Annotated in this window: 24 protein-coding genes; 11 read left to right on the forward strand and 13 right to left on the reverse strand. The window is 61.4% G+C overall.

Going from position 1 to position 21,074, the window contains the following annotated elements; translation table 11 throughout:
- The first annotated feature begins 16 nt into the window (after positions 1-16).
- From EAO39_RS19605 to EAO39_RS19625, 5 genes are all read left to right on the forward strand, one after another.
- Positions 17-1,003 (forward strand): tripartite tricarboxylate transporter substrate binding protein, encoded by a 987-nt coding sequence (locus EAO39_RS19605; RefSeq protein WP_120971388.1) that lies wholly within the window; start codon positions 17-19, stop codon positions 1,001-1,003.
- Positions 1,004-1,173: 170 nt separating this feature from the next.
- Positions 1,174-1,917, forward strand: coding sequence for a sterol desaturase family protein (locus tag EAO39_RS19610; protein WP_120971389.1), 744 nt, complete (start codon positions 1,174-1,176; stop codon positions 1,915-1,917).
- The gene (locus EAO39_RS19615; RefSeq protein ID WP_120971390.1) at positions 1,918-2,850 is read left to right on the forward strand and encodes a fatty acid desaturase; all 933 of its coding nucleotides are present in this window, start codon (positions 1,918-1,920) and stop codon (positions 2,848-2,850) included.
- Between the two features lie 17 nt (positions 2,851-2,867).
- Positions 2,868-4,802, forward strand: coding sequence for a beta-ketoacyl-ACP synthase III (locus tag EAO39_RS19620; RefSeq protein WP_120971391.1), 1,935 nt, complete (start codon positions 2,868-2,870; stop codon positions 4,800-4,802).
- Positions 4,803-4,814: 12 nt separating this feature from the next.
- Entirely contained in the window at positions 4,815-5,762 is a 948-nt protein-coding gene (locus EAO39_RS19625) for a hypothetical protein (RefSeq protein WP_120971392.1), read from the forward strand.
- An 8-nt stretch (positions 5,763-5,770) separates the two neighbouring features.
- Here the strand turns inward: EAO39_RS19625 and EAO39_RS19630 are convergent, their stop codons facing one another.
- The 4 genes from EAO39_RS19630 to EAO39_RS19645 form a co-directional block, all read right to left on the reverse strand.
- Complete coding sequence (locus tag EAO39_RS19630) at positions 5,771-6,376, reverse strand: SCO family protein (protein ID WP_120971393.1); 606 nt, start codon at positions 6,374-6,376, stop codon at positions 5,771-5,773.
- Between the two features lie 6 nt (positions 6,377-6,382).
- Positions 6,383-7,315: a heme o synthase gene (gene cyoE, locus EAO39_RS19635; protein ID WP_120971394.1), complete on the reverse strand. Its 933-nt coding sequence runs from the start codon at positions 7,313-7,315 to the stop codon at positions 6,383-6,385.
- 100 nt (positions 7,316-7,415) lie between these two features.
- Positions 7,416-8,066, reverse strand: coding sequence for a hypothetical protein (locus EAO39_RS19640; protein ID WP_120971876.1), 651 nt, complete (start codon positions 8,064-8,066; stop codon positions 7,416-7,418).
- A gap of 37 nt (positions 8,067-8,103) precedes the next feature.
- A complete protein-coding gene (locus EAO39_RS19645; RefSeq protein ID WP_205589443.1) occupies positions 8,104-8,988 on the reverse strand; it encodes an SURF1 family protein in 885 nt (294 codons plus the stop codon).
- Positions 8,989-9,003: 15 nt separating this feature from the next.
- Here EAO39_RS19645 and EAO39_RS19650 point away from each other — a divergent pair, with 15 nt between their 5' ends.
- The gene (locus EAO39_RS19650; RefSeq protein ID WP_120971395.1) at positions 9,004-9,246 is read left to right on the forward strand and encodes a twin transmembrane helix small protein; all 243 of its coding nucleotides are present in this window, start codon (positions 9,004-9,006) and stop codon (positions 9,244-9,246) included.
- Between the two features lie 108 nt (positions 9,247-9,354).
- Here EAO39_RS19650 and EAO39_RS19655 read toward each other — a convergent pair whose 3' ends face one another.
- The 7 genes from EAO39_RS19655 to EAO39_RS19680 all read right to left on the reverse strand — a co-directional run bounded on the left by EAO39_RS19655 (position 9,355) and on the right by EAO39_RS19680 (position 15,733).
- Entirely contained in the window at positions 9,355-10,236 is an 882-nt protein-coding gene (locus EAO39_RS19655) for a cytochrome c oxidase subunit 3 (protein WP_120971396.1), read from the reverse strand.
- A 67-nt stretch (positions 10,237-10,303) separates the two neighbouring features.
- Positions 10,304-10,504 (reverse strand): DUF2970 domain-containing protein, encoded by a 201-nt coding sequence (locus EAO39_RS19660; RefSeq protein ID WP_120971397.1) that lies wholly within the window; start codon positions 10,502-10,504, stop codon positions 10,304-10,306.
- Complete coding sequence (locus EAO39_RS19665) at positions 10,501-11,133, reverse strand: cytochrome c oxidase assembly protein (protein WP_120971398.1); 633 nt, start codon at positions 11,131-11,133, stop codon at positions 10,501-10,503. The genes EAO39_RS19660 and EAO39_RS19665 overlap by 4 nt, the downstream gene beginning before the upstream one ends.
- A gap of 33 nt (positions 11,134-11,166) precedes the next feature.
- Positions 11,167-11,277: a cytochrome oxidase small assembly protein gene (locus tag EAO39_RS23050; protein ID WP_240467134.1), complete on the reverse strand. Its 111-nt coding sequence runs from the start codon at positions 11,275-11,277 to the stop codon at positions 11,167-11,169.
- 17 nt (positions 11,278-11,294) lie between these two features.
- Positions 11,295-12,938 (reverse strand): cytochrome c oxidase subunit I, encoded by a 1,644-nt coding sequence (ctaD, locus tag EAO39_RS19670; protein WP_120971399.1) that lies wholly within the window; start codon positions 12,936-12,938, stop codon positions 11,295-11,297.
- A gap of 35 nt (positions 12,939-12,973) precedes the next feature.
- Positions 12,974-14,233, reverse strand: coding sequence for a cytochrome c oxidase subunit II (gene coxB, locus EAO39_RS19675; protein WP_240467135.1), 1,260 nt, complete (start codon positions 14,231-14,233; stop codon positions 12,974-12,976).
- Between the two features lie 591 nt (positions 14,234-14,824).
- Positions 14,825-15,733, reverse strand: a complete 909-nt coding sequence (locus tag EAO39_RS19680; RefSeq protein ID WP_120971400.1) for a methyltransferase domain-containing protein — start codon at positions 15,731-15,733, stop codon at positions 14,825-14,827.
- 82 nt (positions 15,734-15,815) lie between these two features.
- On the opposite strand from EAO39_RS19680, the gene EAO39_RS19685 reads away from it, so the two are divergent.
- The 3 genes from EAO39_RS19685 (at position 15,816) to EAO39_RS19695 (ending at position 17,621) form a co-directional block, all read left to right on the forward strand.
- Positions 15,816-16,556 (forward strand): ComF family protein, encoded by a 741-nt coding sequence (locus EAO39_RS19685; protein ID WP_240467136.1) that lies wholly within the window; start codon positions 15,816-15,818, stop codon positions 16,554-16,556.
- A 106-nt stretch (positions 16,557-16,662) separates the two neighbouring features.
- Positions 16,663-17,157: a tRNA (uridine(34)/cytosine(34)/5-carboxymethylaminomethyluridine(34)-2'-O)-methyltransferase TrmL gene (gene trmL, locus EAO39_RS19690; protein ID WP_120971402.1), complete on the forward strand. Its 495-nt coding sequence runs from the start codon at positions 16,663-16,665 to the stop codon at positions 17,155-17,157.
- A gap of 152 nt (positions 17,158-17,309) precedes the next feature.
- Positions 17,310-17,621 (forward strand): DUF4148 domain-containing protein, encoded by a 312-nt coding sequence (locus tag EAO39_RS19695; protein WP_120971403.1) that lies wholly within the window; start codon positions 17,310-17,312, stop codon positions 17,619-17,621.
- Positions 17,622-17,737: 116 nt separating this feature from the next.
- On the opposite strand, the gene EAO39_RS19700 is transcribed toward EAO39_RS19695, so the two are convergent.
- The gene (locus EAO39_RS19700; protein WP_120971877.1) at positions 17,738-18,202 is read right to left on the reverse strand and encodes a MaoC family dehydratase; all 465 of its coding nucleotides are present in this window, start codon (positions 18,200-18,202) and stop codon (positions 17,738-17,740) included.
- Positions 18,203-18,224: 22 nt separating this feature from the next.
- Here EAO39_RS19700 and EAO39_RS23090 point away from each other — a divergent pair, with 22 nt between their 5' ends.
- Positions 18,225-18,347, forward strand: coding sequence for a hypothetical protein (locus EAO39_RS23090; protein ID WP_276209336.1), 123 nt, complete (start codon positions 18,225-18,227; stop codon positions 18,345-18,347).
- Here EAO39_RS23090 and EAO39_RS19705 read toward each other — a convergent pair.
- Positions 18,341-18,970, reverse strand: coding sequence for a LysE family transporter (locus EAO39_RS19705; RefSeq protein ID WP_120971404.1), 630 nt, complete (start codon positions 18,968-18,970; stop codon positions 18,341-18,343). The genes EAO39_RS23090 and EAO39_RS19705 overlap by 7 nt on opposite strands.
- A gap of 220 nt (positions 18,971-19,190) precedes the next feature.
- On the opposite strand from EAO39_RS19705, the gene kefC reads away from it, so the two are divergent.
- The gene (gene kefC / locus EAO39_RS19710) at positions 19,191-21,068 is read left to right on the forward strand and encodes a glutathione-regulated potassium-efflux system protein KefC (protein WP_120971405.1); all 1,878 of its coding nucleotides are present in this window, start codon (positions 19,191-19,193) and stop codon (positions 21,066-21,068) included.
- The last annotated feature ends 6 nt before the right edge of the window (positions 21,069-21,074 follow it).

Raw genomic sequence — 21,074 nt, forward strand, 5'->3', positions numbered from 1 at the left:
TTCCAAGAGACTTGCCATGCCTGTTCGCACTCTGAAGCACCTGTCCCGCCGCGGCCTGATTTGCGCCACCGCAGCCCTGGCGGCCACGGTCATGGCACCTGCCATGGCGGCAGACAACTGGCCAGACAAGCCCCTGCGCCTAATCGTGGGCTTTCCCGCAGGCTCCTCGCCCGACCTGACAGCCCGCGCCCTGGCCGAGCCGCTGGAGAAAAAGCTGGGTCAAACCATCATCGTGGAAAACCGCGTGGGCGCAGGCGGCAACATTGCCGCCGAATATGTGGCCAAGGCCGACGATTACACCTTCAGCGTGATGATCAACGGCAATATGACGATTGCCAAGCTGCTCAATCCCAGCGTGCGCTATGACCCCGTCAAGGATTTGCAGCCAGTCAGCCTGATCGGCGTGGCGCCGCTGGTGCTGGTCGCGCCGGCTTCGGCTCCGCAGGGCAAGGCCTTCATGGATGCCGCCGTCAAGGCCGGTGACAAGTGGAGCTACGGCTCTCCCGGCGTGGGCACCGTGGGCCATCTGGGCATGGAGCTGCTCAAGAGCCGCTCGGCCATCAAGCCCGTGCACGTGCCGTATACCGGCTACCCCCAGGTGTTCAACGGCATTCAGGGCGGCGACCTGCAGCTGTCCATGCTGCCACCCGCTCTGGCCATGGCCCAGATTCAGGCCGGCAAGCTGCACGGCATTGGCGTGACCTCGGCCGCCCGCAGCCCGCTGGCGCCGGGCCTGCCCAGCTTGAAGGATCTGGGCATCAACAACTTTGACCTGGAAATCTGGAATGCGGTGGCCGCTCCCAAGTCCATGCCCAAAGCCCATGTGGAAAAGCTGGCCGCTGCCGTGAGCGAGATTGTGCGCACGCCAGAAATGCGCCAGAAGCTGGCCATGCAGGGCTGGCAAGCGATTGGCAGCTCACCCGAAGGCCTGCAAAACCGCATCCAGCAGGATGTGAAGGCGCTGGGCACCATCATTCGCGAACAGAAAATCTCTGCGCAGTAATCACGCTGCTTTGCAGCTCCTGCTCAAGCTTGCTGTTTGAGTAGCCCAGCCTGGCCCGACTGTCTGTCAGACAGCTGCGTCCGCTATCATGCGCCCGACCGGCATGCGTTTTCGCAGTGCCGTCGGGCGCATTGCTTTGTACGGGCTGCGCCCCTGTTTATGGAGCCTTCATGGACGCTGGTACCTGGTTCACCCAACTCAATGCCTGGCAGGTCATGGCCTTGGGTCTGGTCTTTTTTGGCGGAATTTATGGGCTGGGCGGCCTGGCCATGTCGCTGCTGACGCGCACGCTGGCCGGTCTTGGCATAGGCCGGTCACTCGATACCCGTGCCCTCAAGCCCGATCAGCTGCAGCGCGAATGGCGCCAGTCTTTTTATTCCATACTGGTTTTCGGCCTGGGCATGATCGTGCCCTGGGGCTTTTTGCAGCTGGGCTGGGCCCATCTGACACCCACGGCCAGCGCAGGCCGTATTGCGCTGGAGATTCTGGTTCTGCTGATCTGGAACGATGTGCACTTCTGGCTCAACCACCGCCTGCTGCACACCAAACGCCTGGTGCGCTATCACGGCGACCACCACCGCTCCGTGGTGACCACGCCCTGGTCCACCTACAGCTTTCACCCGATCGAGGCGCTGATGTTGGGCAACATCATCCTGCTGCCCATGCTGGTGCATGACTTTTATTTCTGGTCGCTGGCCTCCGTGCCGGTGCTGAGCCTGATCCTCAACCTGATAGGCCACTCCAACTACGATTTCTTCCCCAAGGTCTCGGATACCCATCCTCTGGCCGCCAGCCGCCGTCACCATCTGCACCATGCACGCCCGGCCGGCAACTATGGCTTTGCCCTGCCCTTCATGGATCAGCTCATGGGCACCCAGGTCAAGACCGGCACTGCCCAGTCCGCCAGCCACTGAATGAGCAAGCCCCCCCATCGCCATCTGCTGCCGCGCCTGCGCCATTGGCGAGACTGGCAGTCTGTGGCGTATATGACGGCCATGCCCGCCATCGTCTGGTGGCAGTGGACGCATGGCTTCAGCTTCATGCTGTATGCCATCGAACTGTTTTTGACGCTGGGCATAGGCGTCATTCACCACAACCACACCCATGCCCGCATGTGGCGGGGGCGCTGGAGCAATCGCTTCACCGACTACTGGCTTACCTTGCTGCAAGGCCACCCGACGTTTGTGTTCTGGCCGGCCCATGTGGCCAACCACCACCGTTTCCGCCACGGCCCCAAAGACATTGCACGCACCTACAGGCCAGCCTTTGGCGGCGACACCAACCACCTCTGGGGCTATCTGGTTCACCCGCTGCAGGCCGCCTGGGTGTTGTACCCGCTGTTTATGCGCTGGCTGAACCATCTTCGCCTGCGCCAACCCGGTGCGTTTCGGTATTGCATGGGCCAGTACGCGCTATGGCTGGGCAGCTGGGGCTGCTTGCTGTGGCTGGACTGGCAAAAAGCGCTGTTCTTCGTCATCGTGCCCCAGTTGCACGGCCTGCACTGGCTGCTGGCCACCAACTATCTGCAGCATGCCCATGCCGACGGCCGGCCGCTGAGCAGAGCGCAACGCAATACCCCCGGTATCGAACTGAACTACGCCCGCAATTTCGAAGGGCTGGTCAACCCTCTGCTTTTTAATATTGGCCTGCATACCGCGCACCATGAGTGCCCGCATGCCCACTGGTCGGAATTGACAAGGCTACATGCCGAAACCTACCGCCAGCGGGTCACGCCAGCACTCAACGAGGGCGGCCTGCTGCCCTATATGGGGCGCGTGTATGTCCTGGGTCTGATCTGGCCCGCAGCCAGAACCCGGCCGCAAATGCCTGCAGACGCTATTCAATAACAATGGTTTGAAAATCTATGCCAGTTGCCTATTCGAACGTATACCTTCAATCTGCCGGCATGTTTTTGCCTGGCGCCCCGGTGGACAACGTCGGCATGGATGCGTTCGTTGCACCGCTGAACCGCATCTCCGAACGCATCAAACGCCGCATTCTGGCGGAAAACGGCATTCAGAGTCGCTACTACGCCATAGACGGCGAAGGCCATACCGTGGTCAGCAACACGCAGATGGCGGCCGGCGCCATTGATGACACCCTGAGGCTGGCGGGCAAGACACTGGCCGATATCGGCTATCTGTCCAGCGGCTCCTCGGGCGGCGATGCCCTGATGCCTGGCTTTGCCAGCATGATTCAGGGCGAAATGGCTGCACCGCCCATGGAGACCCTGTCCGTGCACGGCGTCTGCGCGGCCAGCGTGGGTGCCATGCAAGCGGCGGCCATGGCGGTGGAAAGCGGTGCCCATCGCCTGGCCCTGTCGGTGGCCAGCGAAATGCCTTCGCGGCTTTTCAAGCGCTCGCGCTTTGCCGCTCAAGGCTATGACACGGACTTCGATGCCCACTTTCTGCGCTGGATGCTCTCGGACGGCGCCGGCGCCGTGCTGCTGGGCGGCCCCAAGGCCTTGCCCCAGGCCAACGGTCTGCGCCTGAAGCTCAAATGGACCCACCAGCGCAGCTTTGCAGGCGACTATCCGGTGTGCATGCAGCTGGGCATGACGGCAGACCGCAGCAAAAGCCATCTGGACTTTCCCGCCTGGAGCGATGCGGAAGCTGCCGGAGCGCTTTCTCTGCGCCAGGACATTCGTCTGCTGCCGCACCTGTTTGATGTCTGCATTCATGAATATGCCGACCTGGCCCACAAAGGCTGGGTGCCCGAACGCGGCATCGATCACTTTCTCTGCCATTACTCGTCCGAGCGCTTTATTCCCGTCGTCGATGACTTGCTCAACAAGGCCCAGCTGGCCATTCCGCGTGAGCGCTGGTGGAGCAATCTGGCCTGGCGCGGCAACACCGGTGCGGCGTCCATCTTCATCATGCTGTCGGAGTTTCTGCAGAAGGAAGGATCGCGCCTGAAGGCCGGGGATACGGTGCTGTGCTTCATCCCCGAATCGGGCCGCTTCACCGCCGGCTATATGCTATGGGAAGTAGAGCATGATGCGCAGATAGAAAAAGCGCCACAGGCCTTTTCTGCTCAAAAACCAGCCCCATCGAACGCGCTTGCCGACGATGCCCTGCCCGATGTGTCCAGCATCGCGCCACCCCACGACCCTGACACAGCGCCCAGCGCTCTTGCTCCGCTGCTGACCGAGCTGGCCAGCATCTGGCAGGACTATCGCTCCCGCGTCTGGCGCACGCCCTTGTTGCATCGCATCCGCAGCCGCCAGCTGCAAAGCGCCGACTATGTGCGCTGGATGAGCCACTGGATTCCCCAGGTGCGCGAAGGCAGTCTGTGGATGCGTGAAGGCGCAGCATCGCTGACCGGCGACTACGCCGCTCTGGCCTCCTTGATTGATCTGCATGCGGGCGAGGAACAGAACGACTTTAAGATTTTGCACAGCGACTATCTGAAAGCCGGCGGCACCGAAACCGATATCACCCGACTGCGCCGCAACCCCGGCGGCGAGGCGCTGAACGCCTATCTGCACGGGCTGGCAGCCACGCCCAACCCCATCGGTCTGCTGGGTGCCATCTACATCATCGAGGGCACGGGCCAGCGCATTGTGCCCAGCCTGCTGCCGCTGCTGCGCGCCGCCCTGCCCCTGCCTCCGGATGCCTTCCGCTTTCTCGAATACCACGGAGCGAACGACGAGCACCATCTGGACCGCTGGCTGATGGCCGTGCAGATGGCCCTGGAACTCGATAGCACCGCCACGGCCCAGCAAGCCATTTTGCAGACCGCACGCAACACGGCAGCCATGTATCTCATGCAGTTCCAGCATGTCATGCCAGAACAATAAGGGGGAGAGCGCATGAAAAACGAATACACCGATCACGACTGGGACGAGCGCGACCCCAGCCCCTGGCTGGCCCTCTATCTGGACCAGAGCACGCCCTTGCCCGACGAAGTGAAGGCCGCCTGGCTGCGCGACTGCAGCAGCGGCTCGCGCCAGTTCTTTCTGCCCATGATCCGGCCCATGGCGCGGCTGTCCATGATGGTCATCCAGGTGCTCAAGGTCTTTTTACCCAAGCGCTGGTCGCACTCCATGCTGCTGCACCGGCTGCTGGCCTTCAGCATGAACAAGTTCGTCTCGCCCGAGGCCAACTGGCTCATCATGCGGCACTTTCACCTGGGCTCTCAGGTGCTGCAGTTCGTGGCGGCCAACGCACCCACGCCCGTCAGCACCTCGCCGCTCACGCCGGTAGAGATTGACGATGTGAAGGACGAGCTGTTCCTGCGCCACGACTTGAATTTGTTCAATTTCGTCATTCGCCTGAACAAGGCTTTGCGTGCGGAAAACAAGGAACTGGTGCCCGTGGCCGAGCCCGATTTTTCCATGATCCACAACCCGGATCTGCAGCTTGCAGATATGCCGCGCGGCAAGCTCAATCTGCTGGATCTGCAAAGCGCCATCGAAATCTACACCCCGGTCTATCAGCTGCTGCTGACCGACAACGATTTCTGGCGGGCCAGCAACTCGCTGCAGCTGGACGAGACCGTGGCCATTTACTGCGCCAAGATTCTGGCCTCGCCCGAGCATCTGGTGCTGCTCAACAACAAGCACCCCATGGTGCCGCTTTCCACGCTGTATGCGGCCTACCGCCTGGTGCTGCACGGACTGTCCACCGAGATGCTGCACTCGCTCTTGATGCGCATGGCCAGCGGCGAGCTGCCCATTCCCGCGCGCGAGCTGGCCAGGCGGCAGCAAGCCTCCAATGCGGCGACGGATCAGCCAGACCCGGCAGCCCAGGCGCGTTGAGAGGCTGCTTACTGGAGCAAGGCCTTCACGTCCTGCACCAGCACCTGGGGGCCGGAGCCATAGCGCTCGTAGACGCGCAGACGGCCTTGCGTGTCATACAGATAGGTGCCGGCTGAGTGGTCCAGCGTGTAGCTGCCCTCCACCTTGCCCGGTACTTTCTTGTAATAGAACTTGAAGTCCTTGACCACGGCGGCCACCTCCTCGGGGGTTCCGCGCAGGCCCACAAAGCTGTCGTCAAAATTGGCCAGATAGGCCTTGAGTACCTCGGGCGTATCCCGCTCCGGATCCAGTGTGACAAAGATGGCCTGCAGCCGGTTCGCATCGGCGCCCAGGGCCTGTTTGACTTCCACCAGCTCCTGCAAGGTGGTGGGGCAGACATCGGGGCACTGCGTATAACCGAAGAACACGGCAATCACCTTGCCTGAAAAATCCTTGAGGCTGCGGCGCTGTCCGTTCACATCGGTCAAGGGAATGTCCTTGGCGTATTCGGCCCCCGTCACATCCACGCCCTGAAATGCGAGCGGGGTGTTCTTGTTGCAGGCCGTCAGTGTGAAAGCGGCCGTGGCGGCCAGTGTTGCTGCGCCCAGTGCACGCAATGCGCCTCGTTTGTCCATGGTGATTCAGACTAGGTAGTGATCCACCAGCAAGGCCGCAAACAGCAGGCTCAGATGGATCAGGGAAAAGCGAAAAGTCTTTCGCGCCAGCGCATCCGAATAGTTGCGCAACAAGGCCCAACCATAACCGCAAAAGCCCAACCCCAGCACCACTGCGGCAAAGAGGTAGAGCGGGCCGCTCATGCCCACCACATAGGGCAGCAGCGTGGCTGCCAGCAGCACCACCGTGTAGAGAAACACCTGCAGCCGCGTAAAAGCATTGCCGTGGGTGACAGGCAGCATGGGCAGACCCGCGCGCCGGTAGTCCTCCACCCGGTACAGCGCCAGCGCCCAGAAGTGCGGCGGCGTCCACAGAAAGATGATGAGAAACAGCAGCAGCGCCTCGTGCCCCACCTGCCCCGTCATGGCGGCCCAGCCCAGCACCGGCGGCATGGCGCCGGACGCGCCGCCGATCACGATGTTCTGCGGCGTCAGCGGCTTGAGCACCAGGGTGTAGATGACGGCATAGCCCACGAAGGTGGCCAGCGTCAGCCACAGCGTCAAGGCATTCACCGCCAGCAGCAAAATGGCGGCCCCGGCGGCGCACAGCAGCGTCGAGAACACCAGCGCCTGCCGCTGCGTCAGCTCGCCGCTCGCCGTGGGGCGCCAGGCCGTGCGCTTCATACGCGCATCGATGCCGCGTTCCACCAGGCAGTTGAACGCCGCTGCGGCCGCCGCCACCAGCCAGATACCGATGCAGGCCAGCAGCATCTGCCGCCAGCTCTGCCAGCCAGGCACGCCGGGCACGGCCAGCACCATGCCGATGAAGGCACAGAACACGATCAGCTGCACCACGCGCGGCTTGGTCAGGGCGTAGTACTGGGCCCAGACCGATGTGGCGGCAGTCGCCGCTGCCGGAGTTTGAGGCGCCGATGCCTGTGGCGCTGTCTGTGCTTGCATACCGCGACTCCCTATGGCATTGCGCTGCGCTACGAAACTCTCCAATTCATAGCATCTAGCGCTTTATCAATAAGCGCTGCAGCGTTGTTTCATTCAAATTTCAGGGTTTGACTTCCGGGCGGCCTGCCTCATCCCATGAGGAAGATGCGCGCAGCAAGCGCTCCAGATCGCGCTTGGCCTTGCCGGCATTGGCCTGATCCAGATCGGCAGGAAAGCGCATCATCCAATGGCCTTGCGGGTCCACCACATACAGGTGATCTTCCAGCGCATGGCCCGCGGCAGGCTTCAGCCATTGCGCAATGGAAGCCTGGGGCAGGCGCAGCACCGTGGCCTGCGCCAGCCCCGGCTCAATCCGGTCCGGCACCGGCTGCTCGTCCTTGATGAGCCAGACCCAGTCGAGCCGGTCTTTTTCCTTGCCCAGGGTCTCGCGCAGCTGGCGTTGCAGATAGAGATGGCTCTCGCAGCGCTCGCCGCAGTCGCCGCTGGCGGTGCTGACCAGCAGCCACTGGCCTTTGAGCTGGCTCAGCGGCACGGAGCGGCCATCCAGGGTCTGCGCCTGCGCCTCGGGCAGCACCGGCTGCTCGGCAATCAGTTCGCCAAAGCTGCGCTGCTGCGTGGGCCGCAGCACGTAGTAAGTGAAGTAAGAGGCCACCACCGGTGCAGCACACACGGCCAGCACGGCCAGCATCTTCCAGCGCCCGCCGCTGCGCGCGCTGCTTTGCTCGGGGCTGGGCAGGCTGTGCACGGTCATGGCAAGCAGCCCATGGTCCGGTGCATCGGTGCTGGAATCAGCCGGACTTGCAGGACGCTGCGCCTGAGCATGCATCGCCGGCAGGGCGGCGGAGGAAGAAGCGTCGCACGAGTTGAAACCAGACATAGAGCAGCACAATCAAGAGACACAAGCCGAACCATTGAAATGCATAGCCGTAGTGCTTTTGCACTCCGGCATTGATCACCGGCCAGTCGCGCAGCAAGCCATCGCCGGCCGTACCTTGGCCGGCCGCGCCTTCGCTGGCCGCGCCAGTCTGCAGAATGCTCAGACCCAGCAGCGGCAAGCCGCTTTGCTGTGCCCAGGCCGGAATGTCTGCATTTTGTCGGATACGCGACTTTTGCCCATCAGGGTCTGCCCCGTTCTGCGCACCTGCGCTCAAACGCGTGTTTTCCAGCTCCATGAGCTTGGAGGGCGGAGCCTCCAGCCGTCCCTCAATCATCACCAGCCCTGCAGGCGTTGGTACGGGCGGCAGCAAGGTTCGATCCATGAAGTTGCGCGGAACCCAGCCCCGCTGCACGACGACGACCACTGCATCATCGGGCGCGCTCAGCTGCAGCGGCGTGAGCACAAAAAAACCCGGCCGGCCCTGCATCTGCCGGTTGTCCAGATAAATGGTTTCCTGGGCCAGCCAGCGGCCCTGCAATTGCACCGGCCTGTGCAACAGCTCTTGCATCTGCTGCGCCGCGATGGGCTGCGATGCGGCGGGCACATGGGCCGCCAGCTGCGCGCCATGCCAGGGAGCCAGCGCCTGCTGCCTGGCAATGGAGTCGGTCAACGCCTGTTTTTGCGCTGCTCGGTCCAGCTGCCAGAACCCCAGGCCAGCCGTCAACGCCGCCGCTGCGACGGCCGCCACCGTGATCAGTACAAACCGCCAGAGGTCTGGAATTCGGGAAGATCGCACCAGATAATCCACTTCATGAAATTCATCATCATTCTCGCTTTTCTGGCCATTTTGGCCAGCCTGGGAAGCGCCCTGTTCTTCATGATGCGCAAAGGTGATGACAGCCGTGACAGCGAGGCCGACGATGCCCTGCGCCGTCGCAAAATGTTCCGCGCCCTGGCCTGGCGCGTGGCGCTTTCCATCACGCTGTTCGTCTGCATTCTGCTGGCCGCCAAGCTGGGCTATATCCAGCCCACGGGCTGGCAGCCGGGTCAATGACTCGCTAGCAAAAAGAAAGCGCCTTGCGCTTGTCTATTCCTGTTTCTGGCGTCAAATCATGCCAAAAACCTTGAATGACAGGCGCAAGACGCTTTGAATTAAGGAGCGCTACATCCAGTACACCAGGATGTAGAGGAAGACCCAGACCACGTCCACAAAGTGCCAGTACCAGGCCGCACCTTCGAAGCCGAAATGGTGCTTGTCGGTGAAGTCGCCCTTCATCAGGCGGATGGTGATGAAGAACAGCATCAGCATGCCCACCAGCACGTGAAAGCCGTGAAAGCCGGTCAGCATGTAGAAGGTGGAGCCGAACACGCCGGAGTTGAGCTTGAGGTTGTACTCGGTGTACAGGTGGTGGTACTCATAGCCCTGCACGCACAGGAAGATGAAGCCCAACACCACCGTCATCCACATGAAGGCAATGCAGCGCGCGCGGTGGTTGGCCTGCAGCGCGTGGTGGGCAATCGTCAGCGTCACGCCCGAGCTCATCAGCAGCGCCGTGTTGATGGTGGGCAGCCAGAACGGGCCCACGGTCTTGAACGGCTCGACAATGTCGGCCGGCGAGGCCGTGGCCCCGGGGCTGACGCTGGGCCATACGGCCTGGAAGTTGGGCCACAGAATTTCATTGGCCAAGCTGCCCAATGCCGGCACGGAGTGCACACGGGCCCACCACAGGGCGGTGAAGAAGGCGCCAAAGAACATCACCTCCGAGAAGATGAACCAGCTCATGCTCCAGCGGTAGGACAGATCGATTCTGCGGCTGAACAGACCGGCCTCACTCTCGCGTGCTGCCTCGCGAAACCAGACAAACAGCACGGCCAGCCACCAGACCAGGCCCACGAACAGGGAGTACATGCCCCATTCATGTCCGTTGATCCAGTTGCCAGCGCCCAGAATCACAAAGAACAGGCCGATCGCCGCCATGACGGGGTGACTGGACGCTGCTGGCACATAGTAGTAAGGGGTTGCGCCCTGCGGGGTTGCACTCATCACTCTGCTCCTGACACTGTTGATCGTTGTTCTTAACTACCGTCCACTCACACCCGTTCAGCCAAGGCTAAACGACCATATTCACTATCCATATCAACGCTAACACCAAGATAAAGATCGCCACCAGCCCGACGCCGATCACATGCAGCGGGGTGATGCTGGCGAAATCGCGCTCATATTCCTTGCCCTTGCGCACTCCCAGCATGGCCCAGCCCACGGCCACGATGGAGCGAAAAAAACTTTGCTTTGGCGGCTGCTCTTCGCTCATGAGGCAGGCCTCGCAACAGCTGATGAAACTGGCAGTTGCACCGCAGCCGTGCCCGTTGGCGGCGCAGCAGGCGTCTTGCCGCCGACTTCAAAGAACGTATAGGACAGGGTGATGGTCTTCACATCCTTGGAGATGCGCGGATCGATCACAAATGCCACCGGCCACTCGCGTTTTTCGCCAGGGTCCAGCGTGTACTGGGAAAAGCAAAAGCACTCGAGCTTGTTGAAATAAGCCGTGGCCTGGCGTGGCGCATAGCTGGGAATGGCCTGGGCTGCCATGCGCTTGTCCTGCACGTTCTGAAACTCGTACATGACGGTGGCCAGCTCGCCGGGGTGCACCTTGATGGAGCGCATGGCCGGCTTGAAATCCCAGGGGCCGCGCGCGTTGGCATCGAACTCCACGGTGATGGTGCGGCTGGTGTCTATCTGCGTATTGGCTGGCACTTTCACATCGCGCCCGGCCGAGCCGCCACCGGGCACCTGGCGCTCGGAGAGCGACAGAATATTGATGCCGGTCAGCTCGCAGATATGCTTGTAGATGGGAATCAGCACATAGCCGAACGCAAACATGCCCAGCGCCACCGCTGCCAGCTTGCCCACCATCTTTGCATTTTCCTTGGCGATGCTCACCGCATTCTCCCGTGTTGGCAGACCCCGGTCGGGTCAGGATATCCAGGCCATCTTGACCATGAAGCCGAGCAGAAAGACCAGCGCCGTAGACGCCAGAATCAGCCCCAGCCGAACATTGGCCTTGCGCTGCTGTGCGGTTTGCATATGAGCTCCTTGTGCCTTTAACCGATCACGCGGGTGGCGGTTTCGTCAAGCTTGGGCGGGGTTTCAAACGTGTGGAAAGGTGCAGGCGACGGTACTTCCCACTCCAGGCCTTCTGCCGCTTCCCAGGGCTTTTGTGGCGCTTTCTCGCCCTTGCCGCGCATGGCGGGAATCACCACGAACACGAAGAAGTACACCTGCATCAGACCGAAGCCGAAGCCGCCGATGGAGGCCACCATGTTGAAGTCTGCAAACTGCATGGGATAGTCGGCATAGCGACGCGGCATGCCGGCCAGACCCAGGAAGTGCATGGGAAAGAAGGTGACGTTGAAGAAGATCAACGAGCCCCAGAAATGGATGCGGCCGCGGGTTTCGGAATACATCACGCCCGTCCATTTAGGCGCCCAGTAGTAATAAGCGGCGAACATGGAGAACAGCGATCCCGCCACCAACACATAGTGGAAGTGGGCCACCACGTAATAGGTGTCCTGCAGCTGGATGTCGATGGGCGCCATGGACAAAATCAGGCCGGTAAAGCCGCCCATGGTGAACACGAAGATGAAGCCCACGGCAAACAGCATGGGGGTTTCAAAACTCATGGAGCCGCGCCACATGGTGGCCGTCCAGTTGAACACCTTCACCGCCGTTGGCACGGAGATCAGCATGGTCGCGTACATGAAGAACAGCTGACCCGTGACCGGCATGCCGGTGGTGAACATGTGGTGCGCCCACACGATGAAGGACAGGATGGCAATCGCTGCCACGGCATAGACCATGGAGGTGTAGCCGAACAGACGCTTGCGGCTGAAGGCGGGCACTATCTGGCTGACGATGCCGAAGGCCGGCAAGATCATGATGTAGACCTCGGGGTGACCGAAGAACCAGAAGATGTGTTGGTACATCACAGGATCGCCACCACCAGCGGGGTTGAAGAAGCTGGTGCCGAAATGGCGGTCGGTCAGCGTCATGGTGATGGCGCCGGCCAGCACCGGCATCACGGCAATCAGCAGATAGGCGGTGATCAGCCAGGTCCAAGCAAACATGGGCATCTTCATCAGCGTCATGCCGGGTGCGCGCATGTTCAGAATGGTGACGATGATGTTGATCGCCCCCATGATGGAGGAGGCGCCCATGATGTGCATGGCAAAGATGCTGGTGTCCATGGACGGGCCCATCTGCAGCGTCAGCGGCGCATACAGCGTCCAGCCTGCGGCAGGAGCACCACCGGGCATGAAGAACGAACCCACCAGCATGGCGCCGGCCGGAATCAGCAACCAGAAGCTGAAGTTGTTCATGCGGGCAAAGGCCATGTCGGAAGCGCCGATCTGCAGCGGCAGCATCCAGTTCGCAAAGCCCACAAAGGCCGGCATGATGGCGCCGAACACCATGATCAGACCGTGCATGGTGGTGAGCTGGTTGAACAGCTCGGGGTTGACGATCTGCAGGCCGGGCTCGAACAGCTCGGCACGGATCAGCATGGCCAGAATGCCCCCCACCATCAGCATGGCGAACGCAAACAGCAGGTACATCGTGCCGATGTCCTTGTGATTGGTGGCGAACAGCCAGCGACGCCAACCCGTGGGCATGGCGTGGTGGTGATCATCGTGCGCATGGTCATGACCATGATCCGCAGCTGCGTGGGCGGGAGGTACTACGGCGCTCATATTCTTTTCTCCAATCGGTCTTCAGTACCTGTGGCTTACTGTGCAGCGGCGGCTGCAGGCGTGGCTGCCGCAGCAGGCTGATCAGGGGCTGCAGCTGGCGCCGCAGCACTGCCACCGCCTTCGGGAAACTTGCCGCTACGCGCCATCACGAATTGCGCGGGTTGCACCAGCTGGCCGGTGTGGTTGCTCCAGTGGTTCTTGGCAAAAGTCACCACGGCCGCCAGATCGGTGTCGCTGAGCTGCTTCCAGGCAGGCATGGCACCGTTGGCACGGCCTTCCAGCACCGCATGCATCATGTCGGCCGTTGCGCCCAGCACGACCGGACTGCCGTCCAGAGCCTTGATGGGACCTGCGCCCTTGCCATTAGCCTGGTGACAGGCTGCGCAGTTGGCGGCATAGACTTTTTCGCCACGGGCCACCAGATCGGCCAGCACCCAGACCTTGTTGGGATCATCCTGTTTGGCAGCCAGCTTTTTTTGCTCGTCAGCCACCCAGGCGGTGTAGTCAGCGGCAGACAGCACCTTCACATGGATAGGCATGTAAGCGTGTTCCTTGCCGCACAGCTCGGCACACTGTCCGTAGTAGTCGCCGGCTTTCTCGGCCTTGAACCAGGTGTCGCGCACAAAGCCAGGAATCGCGTCCTGCTTGATGCCGAAGGCCGGCACCATGAAGGAGTGAATCACATCGTTGGCGGTGGTGATGATGCGGATCTTCTTGCCCATGGGCACGACCAGCGGCTTGTCGACCTTGAGCAGATAGTCATTGGGGGCGGCAGAGACATTGCCGCTGTCGGACATGGCGCGGTGGCCGCTGTCCAGCGTGGAGACGAAGCTCAGGCCCTCGCCTTCGCCATTGAGGTAGTCATAGCCCCACTTCCACTGATAGCCGGTCGCCTTGATGGTCAGGTCGGCATTGGTCGTGTCCTTTTGCGCCACCAGCACCTTGGTGGCAGGCAGGGCCATGATGATGACGATGATGAAGGGGACGATGGTCCAGGCCAGCTCCACCTTTACCGACTCATGAAAGTTCGCGGCCTTGGCGCCCTTGGATTTGCGGTGCTTCCAGATGGAATAGAACATCACCGCAAACACGCCGACAAAGATCAGCGTGCAGATGATGAGCATCATCCAGTGCAGATTGTGCTGCTCCACCGCAATGCGGGTGACGGGCGGGTGCAGATTGAGCTGGTTGACCGCAGGCCCTCCCGGCAAATCCTGCGCAGCATGCGCCAAAGAACTACCCCATGCCGCCAAGGTCAAACTCCAGGGAACCAGCTTGGTGGAAATGTTTTTCATCGTTTTCACTTACCTCTAAGCCTCGGGTTATCCGCTAGCTCACACCCGCTGCAGCCCCTGCGGACCGCGCGCCGTGAAACTCACACTCTCTTGCAAACTACACCGCAGCATGCATCAAAGTTTGATAGCAATGTCTGCGCGCATTCACTAATACGAGCACCAGGAACTCATGCCAGCGGCGCGCCCGAAAGCGCTGTCGCACGGCTTTTTGCGAACTACAAAAAAGGCAGGCCTGCGGCATGAAAAATCCATGCGCAAGCCGAACTGACAAAGCAGCCCAAAACAAGAAAAGGGACGAGAAGAACGCCGCATCAGCCACGGGGCCGAAGCAGCCAGCGCAGATGCAGCAACACGGCCTACATCCGGCTTTCGGTGATGATCCATCGAGAGAACTGACAGCCGTTGAACCCGCTGGCCAGTCCCCTTGGCAAAGCGAAACACCCTACATCTCCCCTGGCAGCCCTCGGGCCAGCCTTTGTTTTGTCTTTCCAGCCGGAGAGAAGCCGGAAAGCGACGCTGCTATCGATTCAAGAACTGGGGAAATTGTAGGCAGCTTTGTGTTTTCTCAATGACCGGAAAACGACAATTGGGCTATCGCAAACCCGTGTTGCGCGACTGGTGCAGCATGGCACGCATGTCCTGCAAGGACACCGAGCTATTGGCCTCCAGCCTCACCTTGGGCTGGGGTTTGTAAGCGTGACCGTAGACGATTTCGAAGGTCAAAGACAATTGACCGTCGGCCTGCTTGTCACGCCACTTCTCGGCCATTGCGGCTTCAAGACGCGCCAGCCACTGGCGGCCTCGCAAGCCGGCAAAACGGGCCGGGTGCAGATTACGCCCCAACTCGCGCAGCTCCTGCAGCAGCCGCTGCGGCGTGGCAAAAGTGAGGGTGATGTGCTCCATGTCCATCACCGGCTCGCTGAAGCCGGAATGCACCAGCATGTCACCCCAGTCATGCATGTCCGTGAAGCTGTGACCTGCCGGGCCCAGGCCCAGATCGGCATAGAGACGATGCAGCTGGCGCACCGTATCCGGCCCCAGGCAGGAGAACATCACATAGCCGTCGATCTTGAGCAGCTTGTGCCATTGTTCGATCAGCGTCTGCGGATCGCCTGCGGTGTGCAGCAGCATATTGGCCCAGAGCATGTCCATGCTGGCGTCCGCAGGTTGTGCCACCTGCACGCCAGCGCCCTTCCAGCGCGCCATCTGCCACCAGCGGCTGCCCAGCTTTTCCTGCGCCAGCAGCTGGCGTGCCGCCACAGGCTCATACACCGTGCATTCGGCCTGTGGATAGCGTTCACGTAGCAGATCGTGGGCCTGTATGCCGCCGCGCACGGGCTCCCAATGGCACCAGTGCTCGGGCGGCTTGACGATCCATTCCAGACGCTGCTGCATGCGGCTGGCCACCTCCTCATGCAGCCAGGGTGCCTGCGCCGGTGCGGCCTCGTGCCAGCGACGGGCGGCTACAGGGTCAATGGTGGGAGGCAGCTGATGGGACATGACGGTGCGTGCAGACAGATTGACAGAAGGCGCAAGGCCGCTGCCATAAAGGGAAACAATGCGGCGCGAGTATATTGATTCCATGCCCAACCTTCATGCGACATGGCTTTCGCGCCTGCGCCAGCCCTGGGATGCGGCCTTGCAGGCTTTGCCCAGCCAGTGCGCCGTGTGCAGACGCTGGCCAGCCGAGCGCCTATGCGCCGACTGCCTTGCGCGCTGGACCCAGGCCAGCCACCGCTGTCTGCGTTGCGCTCTGCACCTGCCAGCACCGACTCCGCTTTGCGGGGCCTGCCTCCGGCAGCCGCCAGCGCTGGCCGCCTGTGTGGCGGCCGTGGACTATGCCTATCCATGGCAGCAGCTGATTGGCGACTTCAAATTCAGGGCCGATATCGGGCTGGCCCGCAGCCTGGGCCGCTTGTTGCCCGAACATGCACCTGCACAACCGCTGCTGCAGAGCTGCGATGCACTGATACCCGTACCCTCTTCCGCCAGACGCCTGCGCGAGCGCGGCTTTGACCATACCTTGCTGCTGGCGCGCGCGCTGAGTCGCCAGTTATCCTTCTCACTGGAAATTCGCTCTCACGCCGTGCAGCGCCAGCACACCGATATGCCGCAGCACGTGCTGAGCCGTCATCAGCGCTTGCGCCAGCTGCGCGGCGTTTTTCAGGTCGCACCTGCGCATGCCGAGGCGATCAAAAGCCAGCACCTGCTGCTGTTTGACGACGTGATGACCACCGGCGCCACGCTGAACGCCCTGGCAGGCAGCCTGCTCCAGGCCGGAGCCGCCTCGGTGTCGGCCCTGGTCATCGCCAGAACACCGTGATGGTCTTGCTCCCGATCTGCGCCTGTTCCTGCTCAACCCGACCGGCAAGTCTGGAACTGCGGCATGTCAGCACAGCCAAGGCCAGCCAACTGCACAATAGCGCCCCATGTTTCATATCGTTCTTGTGGCCCCGGAAATCCCACCCAATACGGGCAACGTCATCCGCCTGGCGGCCAATACAGGCTGCAGCCTGCATTTGATCGAGCCCTTGGGCTTTTCCATGGAAGACCGGCATATGCGCCGTGCCGGGCTGGACTATCACGAGTACGCCTCGGTACAGCGCCACGCCAGCTGGGATGCTTTTCTGCAGACCAGCCAGCCCGACCGCAGCCGCATGTTTGCCATGACCACCCATAGCAGCAGCCCGGCACACGCCATCGCCTTCAAGGCCGGCGACTGGCTGGTGTTTGGCTCGGAAAGCAAGGGCCTGCCCGCCGAGGTGCGCGCCCAGTTCCCCAACGAACAGCGCCTGCGCCTGCCCATGCTGGCGTCTCAGCGCAGCCTGAACCTGTCCAACGCCGTGGCGGTCACGGTATTTGAAGCCTGGCGTCAGCTGGGCTTTGAAGGTGCGGCACTGGCCGAGCCGGTGCCTGCGCCATAAGTTCCCTCCGATTAGCACTGATTTCGAGACATTAAGTTTCGCTCCAGGGGATTTTTCTTTGGATTACATCGTCCTAAAGTACGAGTCATGGACTTCCGGCCAACCGACGATTTCCGTCAGGACTGCAAGCCCGATGTACCAAAGGACACATCATGAAATACGCCAACCGCCTCGCAATCGTTGCCACCCTTGCCATGTCTGCCGCCGCCGCACAGGCTGCAGGATTTGACTTCACCAGCGGCCATTACCCACCCAAGGCCGAAAGCCAATCCACTCTGACCCGTGCCCAGGTAAAGGCCCAGACCATGGATGCTCTGGCACAAGGTCAGCTGCTGTCCGGAGACGCCTCCTACCTGCCCTTGTCCGCTCAGACACAGCAGCCTTCCACCCTCAGCCGCGAACAAGTACGCCAGGAAACAGTAGCCGCCGGCAAGGCCGGTTTGCTGGATAGCTACGGCGAATGAAAAACCAAGGCCTGTGCCAGGAAAGCGCTAGGCAAGCGCCAGGGCTCAGACCCACAGACAGCAAAGCCCCAAGGAAACCCTGGGGGCTTTTTCATTTCAGAGCCATGCGGCAGATCTCAGGCTGCGGCACCAAAGCTGCGCGCCAGCGATTCAGCCACGCACACCGGTTTGTCGCTGCCTTCGCGCTCCACCGTGACCAACCAGGTCATCTGAATGCCGTCGGGCTCCACACGCTCGGCATGCTGCAAGTTCATGCGGGCGCGCAAGCGGCTGTTGACGGGCACGGGAGCCACAAAACGCACACGGTTGAGGCCATAGTTCACGCCCATCTTCGAGCCCTCGATGGAAAACGTGGATTCAAAGAACTGGGGCAGCAGCGACAGAGTCAGAAAACCATGGGCGATCGGCGCGCCAAACGGGCCTTGGGCGGCCCGCTCCGGGTCAGTGTGAATCCATTGCTGGTCGCCCGTGGCATCTGCAAACATCTGGATCTGTGCCTGGGTGATGGTGACCCAGTCGCTGACCGCAACTTCCTGGCCAATGCAGGCCAGCACTTCGGAGTAGGAGTGGAAGGTTTTCATGCACCCAATGTAGAGGGCGCCCATGTCAGGCTTTGTCAGCCATGCGACAAGTCATGGCAAACCACTAAAAATCAAGAAAAACAAGGCTTCAGCCCTTATCTGGCAATGGCTGGAAGCTATGACTTTTAATGTTGAAGCTTACTGATTTGCGCGCTGAACAAAGAACAGCCCTGTACCCACCGCCACCAGCAGGCTGCCGAAGACGCGATTTTGGTTGCGCATGGCGCGGGCACTGCGCATCAGGCTGCGCAAGGCGCTGGCTCCGGCGGCATAGCTGTGCATGACCACGGTATCCACAGCCAGCATGGTCACCGCCAGAATCGCCAGCTGCGGAGCCAGAGGGCGGTTGCTGCTCATGAACTGGGGCAGCACGGCCACCATGAAGATGATGCCCTTGGGATTGGTGGCATTGGTCAGAAAGCCGGTGAGCACCCGCTTTTGAAAGCTGATCTGCGGCATGCTCTCCTGCGTGGCCAGCGCCGAGCCGCCGGCCCGCCACTGGCTGATGCCCAGATAGATCAGATAGGCAGCGCCCACGATCTTGACCACGTTGAAAGCAATCTCCGAGGCCATCAACAGCGAGCCCACTCCGGCCCCCGCTATCAACAAGATGAGCAGCAAACCCAGTTGCAGCCCCAGGATGGTGGCACTGGTCTTGCGCACGCCATATGAGAGCCCATGGCTCATGGACAGCACCGCCCCCGAGCCCGGCGACACCGCGATGATCCAGGAAGCCACAAAAAACGCCAGCCAAGTATGCCAATCCATGAGAAACCCCAAACGCCAAAACCGTAAACCAAGAGCAGTATCTTAAAAGTTGTGCTCTTTGCCTGCAGACCCTGGCGAGACAGCCCCAGGCGGGACAGCCCTTGCATGCCGTTCACAACGATTGGCTGCAAATTTGCTGCCGGCCTTTAACTGGCAACGGTTTCTGAGTGCCACAATGTTCTAGCAATACGGGTTAACACCAATTAAACACGACCCACATATGGAACACAGCGCTCCCATCTGGCTGACTTACGGCTTTACCTATCTTGCTGCGGCCGTTCTGGCCGTGCCCCTTGCCCGCGCTCTGGGCCTGGGGGCCATCATCGGCTATCTGGGCGCAGGCATTGCCATGGGCCCCTGGGGTCTGGGGCTGGTGCGCAATGTGGAGGACATACTGCACTTTGCCGAATTCGGCGTGGTGCTCATGCTGTTTGTCATCGGCCTTGAACTGCAGCCCAAGCGGCTGTGGGAGTTGCGCCGACCGATTTTTGGCTGGGGCATGGCACAGATGGCGGTCTGCACCGGCATTTTGTTTTTGGCAGCCTGGGCCTTTGGCTTTTCATGGCGGGTCAGCCTGATCGCCGGCATGGGGCTGGCACTGTCGTCCACCGCCATCTGCCTGCAAGTCATGTCCGAACGCAATCTGATGCGCACGCCCAGCGGTCAGGCCGCGTTCTCCATCCTGCTGTTCCAGGACGTGGCCGCCATTCCCATCCTGGCGCTGATCCCGATTCTGGGCGCCTACAAGGCAGCAGCCGCCGCCCATGGCGAAAGCCATGTCTGGCTGACCATTTTCAAAACCGTGGGCACGATTGGCGCCGTCATCATCGGCGGACGACTGCTGCTGCAACCGGTGCTGCGCTGGATTGCCCGCAGCAAGACGCCCGAGATCTTCACCGCCACCTCGCTGCTGCTGGTGGTGGGCATTGCCATGCTGATGGTGCAGGTCGGCCTGTCCATGGCACTGGGCGCTTTTCTGGCCGGCGTGCTGCTGGCCGACAGCGAGTACCGCAGCGAGTTGAAAACCAATATCGAGCCATTCAAAGGCTTGCTGCTGGGCCTGTTCTTCATGGCCGTGGGCATGAGCATCGATTTCGGCGTGATTCTCCAATCGCCGCTGGTCATGGCAGCCATGGTGCTGGGATTTTTGAGCCTGAAGGCGCTGATGATCTTTGGCCTGGCCAAGGTCATGAACATTCCCTGGCGCGAGCGCCCGGTCTTCACACTGATGCTGGCCCAGGGCGGCGAATTTGCTTTTGTAGTCTTCCAGACTGCGGCCCAGTACAAAGTGTTCCAGCACAATGTCTCCTCCATGCTGGTGGCCGCCGTGGCGCTGTCCATGCTGCTGGGTCCTTTGCTGCTGGTGCTGCTGGACAAGCTGCTGCTGCGCCGCTTTGCGGCCATCAAGGACGCCCAGGACCCGCAGGACAAGGCCAGGGAAATCTCGGAGCCCCAGGAAGCCCCCATCATCGTGGCCGGCTTTGGCCGCTACGGGCAAATCGTGGCCCGCGTGCTGCTGGCCCAGGGCATACGCCCCACCATCCTGGACCACAGCGTGGAAATGCTGGAGGCCGCTCAGACCTATGGCTACCGCGTCTTCTATGGCGATGCCACACGGGTCGATCTGCTGCGCATTGCCGGTGCGGCCCAGGCCCGCGTGCTGGTGATTGCCGTGGACGCCCCCGATCAGTCCGTCAAGATTGCCAGCCAGGCGCGCAAGCATTTTCCCAATCTGGAAATCGTGGCCAGAGCGCGCGATCTGGACCACTGGTTTCGCCTGCGCGACTTGGACATAGCGCACATACAGCGCGAGGTGTTCGAGTCCAGCCTGGCGTCGGCCCAGTCCGTGCTGGAACTGGTTGGCGAAAGTCCTGCCGATGCCAAACGCATGGCCGAGCGCTTTCGTGAACACAATCTGGACCTGGCCGAGCGCATGTACCCGCATTACAAGGATCAGAACCAGAATCAGCTGATTGCCGTGGCCAAACAGGGGCGCCAGCAACTGGTGGAACAGATGGCCAAGGAGCGCACCGCGCTGCTGCAGGACGAGCAGCCGGACAGCCAAAACCACAGGCCAGCCGGCCGGGATGAGGCGTGATACGCT

The organism is Comamonas sp. lk, assembly GCF_900564145.1.
In the GTDB taxonomy this organism is placed as follows: Bacteria; Pseudomonadota; Gammaproteobacteria; order Burkholderiales; family Burkholderiaceae_C; genus Comamonas.

What these genes read in the sequence shown, in the direction of transcription:
- ctaD (WP_120971399.1), bottom strand. Translation starts at nt 12,938, where the DNA reads ATGAGCGCCGTAGTACCTCCCGCCCACGCAGCTGCGGATCATGGTCAT.
- cyoE (WP_120971394.1), bottom strand. Translation starts at nt 7,315, where the DNA reads ATGCAAGCACAGACAGCGCCACAGGCATCGGCGCCTCAAACTCCGGCA.
- EAO39_RS19700 (WP_120971877.1), bottom strand. Translation starts at nt 18,202, where the DNA reads ATGAAAACCTTCCACTCCTACTCCGAAGTGCTGGCCTGCATTGGCCAG.
- EAO39_RS19625 (WP_120971392.1), top strand. Translation starts at nt 4,815, where the DNA reads ATGAAAAACGAATACACCGATCACGACTGGGACGAGCGCGACCCCAGC.
- EAO39_RS19610 (WP_120971389.1), top strand. Translation starts at nt 1,174, where the DNA reads ATGGACGCTGGTACCTGGTTCACCCAACTCAATGCCTGGCAGGTCATG.
- EAO39_RS19640 (WP_120971876.1), bottom strand. Translation starts at nt 8,066, where the DNA reads ATGACCGTGCACAGCCTGCCCAGCCCCGAGCAAAGCAGCGCGCGCAGC.
- EAO39_RS19685 (WP_240467136.1), top strand. Translation starts at nt 15,816, where the DNA reads ATGCCCAACCTTCATGCGACATGGCTTTCGCGCCTGCGCCAGCCCTGG.
- EAO39_RS19655 (WP_120971396.1), bottom strand. Translation starts at nt 10,236, where the DNA reads ATGAGTGCAACCCCGCAGGGCGCAACCCCTTACTACTATGTGCCAGCA.
- EAO39_RS19630 (WP_120971393.1), bottom strand. Translation starts at nt 6,376, where the DNA reads ATGGACAAACGAGGCGCATTGCGTGCACTGGGCGCAGCAACACTGGCC.
- EAO39_RS19695 (WP_120971403.1), top strand. Translation starts at nt 17,310, where the DNA reads ATGAAATACGCCAACCGCCTCGCAATCGTTGCCACCCTTGCCATGTCT.
- coxB (WP_240467135.1), bottom strand. Translation starts at nt 14,233, where the DNA reads ATGAAAAACATTTCCACCAAGCTGGTTCCCTGGAGTTTGACCTTGGCG.
- EAO39_RS23050 (WP_240467134.1), bottom strand. Translation starts at nt 11,277, where the DNA reads ATGCAAACCGCACAGCAGCGCAAGGCCAATGTTCGGCTGGGGCTGATT.
- EAO39_RS19650 (WP_120971395.1), top strand. Translation starts at nt 9,004, where the DNA reads ATGAAATTCATCATCATTCTCGCTTTTCTGGCCATTTTGGCCAGCCTG.
- EAO39_RS19680 (WP_120971400.1), bottom strand. Translation starts at nt 15,733, where the DNA reads ATGTCCCATCAGCTGCCTCCCACCATTGACCCTGTAGCCGCCCGTCGC.
- EAO39_RS19660 (WP_120971397.1), bottom strand. Translation starts at nt 10,504, where the DNA reads ATGAGCGAAGAGCAGCCGCCAAAGCAAAGTTTTTTTCGCTCCATCGTG.
- EAO39_RS19615 (WP_120971390.1), top strand. Translation starts at nt 1,918, where the DNA reads ATGAGCAAGCCCCCCCATCGCCATCTGCTGCCGCGCCTGCGCCATTGG.
- kefC (WP_120971405.1), top strand. Translation starts at nt 19,191, where the DNA reads ATGGAACACAGCGCTCCCATCTGGCTGACTTACGGCTTTACCTATCTT.
- trmL (WP_120971402.1), top strand. Translation starts at nt 16,663, where the DNA reads ATGTTTCATATCGTTCTTGTGGCCCCGGAAATCCCACCCAATACGGGC.
- EAO39_RS23090 (WP_276209336.1), top strand. Translation starts at nt 18,225, where the DNA reads ATGTCAGGCTTTGTCAGCCATGCGACAAGTCATGGCAAACCACTAAAA.
- EAO39_RS19605 (WP_120971388.1), top strand. Translation starts at nt 17, where the DNA reads ATGCCTGTTCGCACTCTGAAGCACCTGTCCCGCCGCGGCCTGATTTGC.
- EAO39_RS19705 (WP_120971404.1), bottom strand. Translation starts at nt 18,970, where the DNA reads ATGGATTGGCATACTTGGCTGGCGTTTTTTGTGGCTTCCTGGATCATC.
- EAO39_RS19620 (WP_120971391.1), top strand. Translation starts at nt 2,868, where the DNA reads ATGCCAGTTGCCTATTCGAACGTATACCTTCAATCTGCCGGCATGTTT.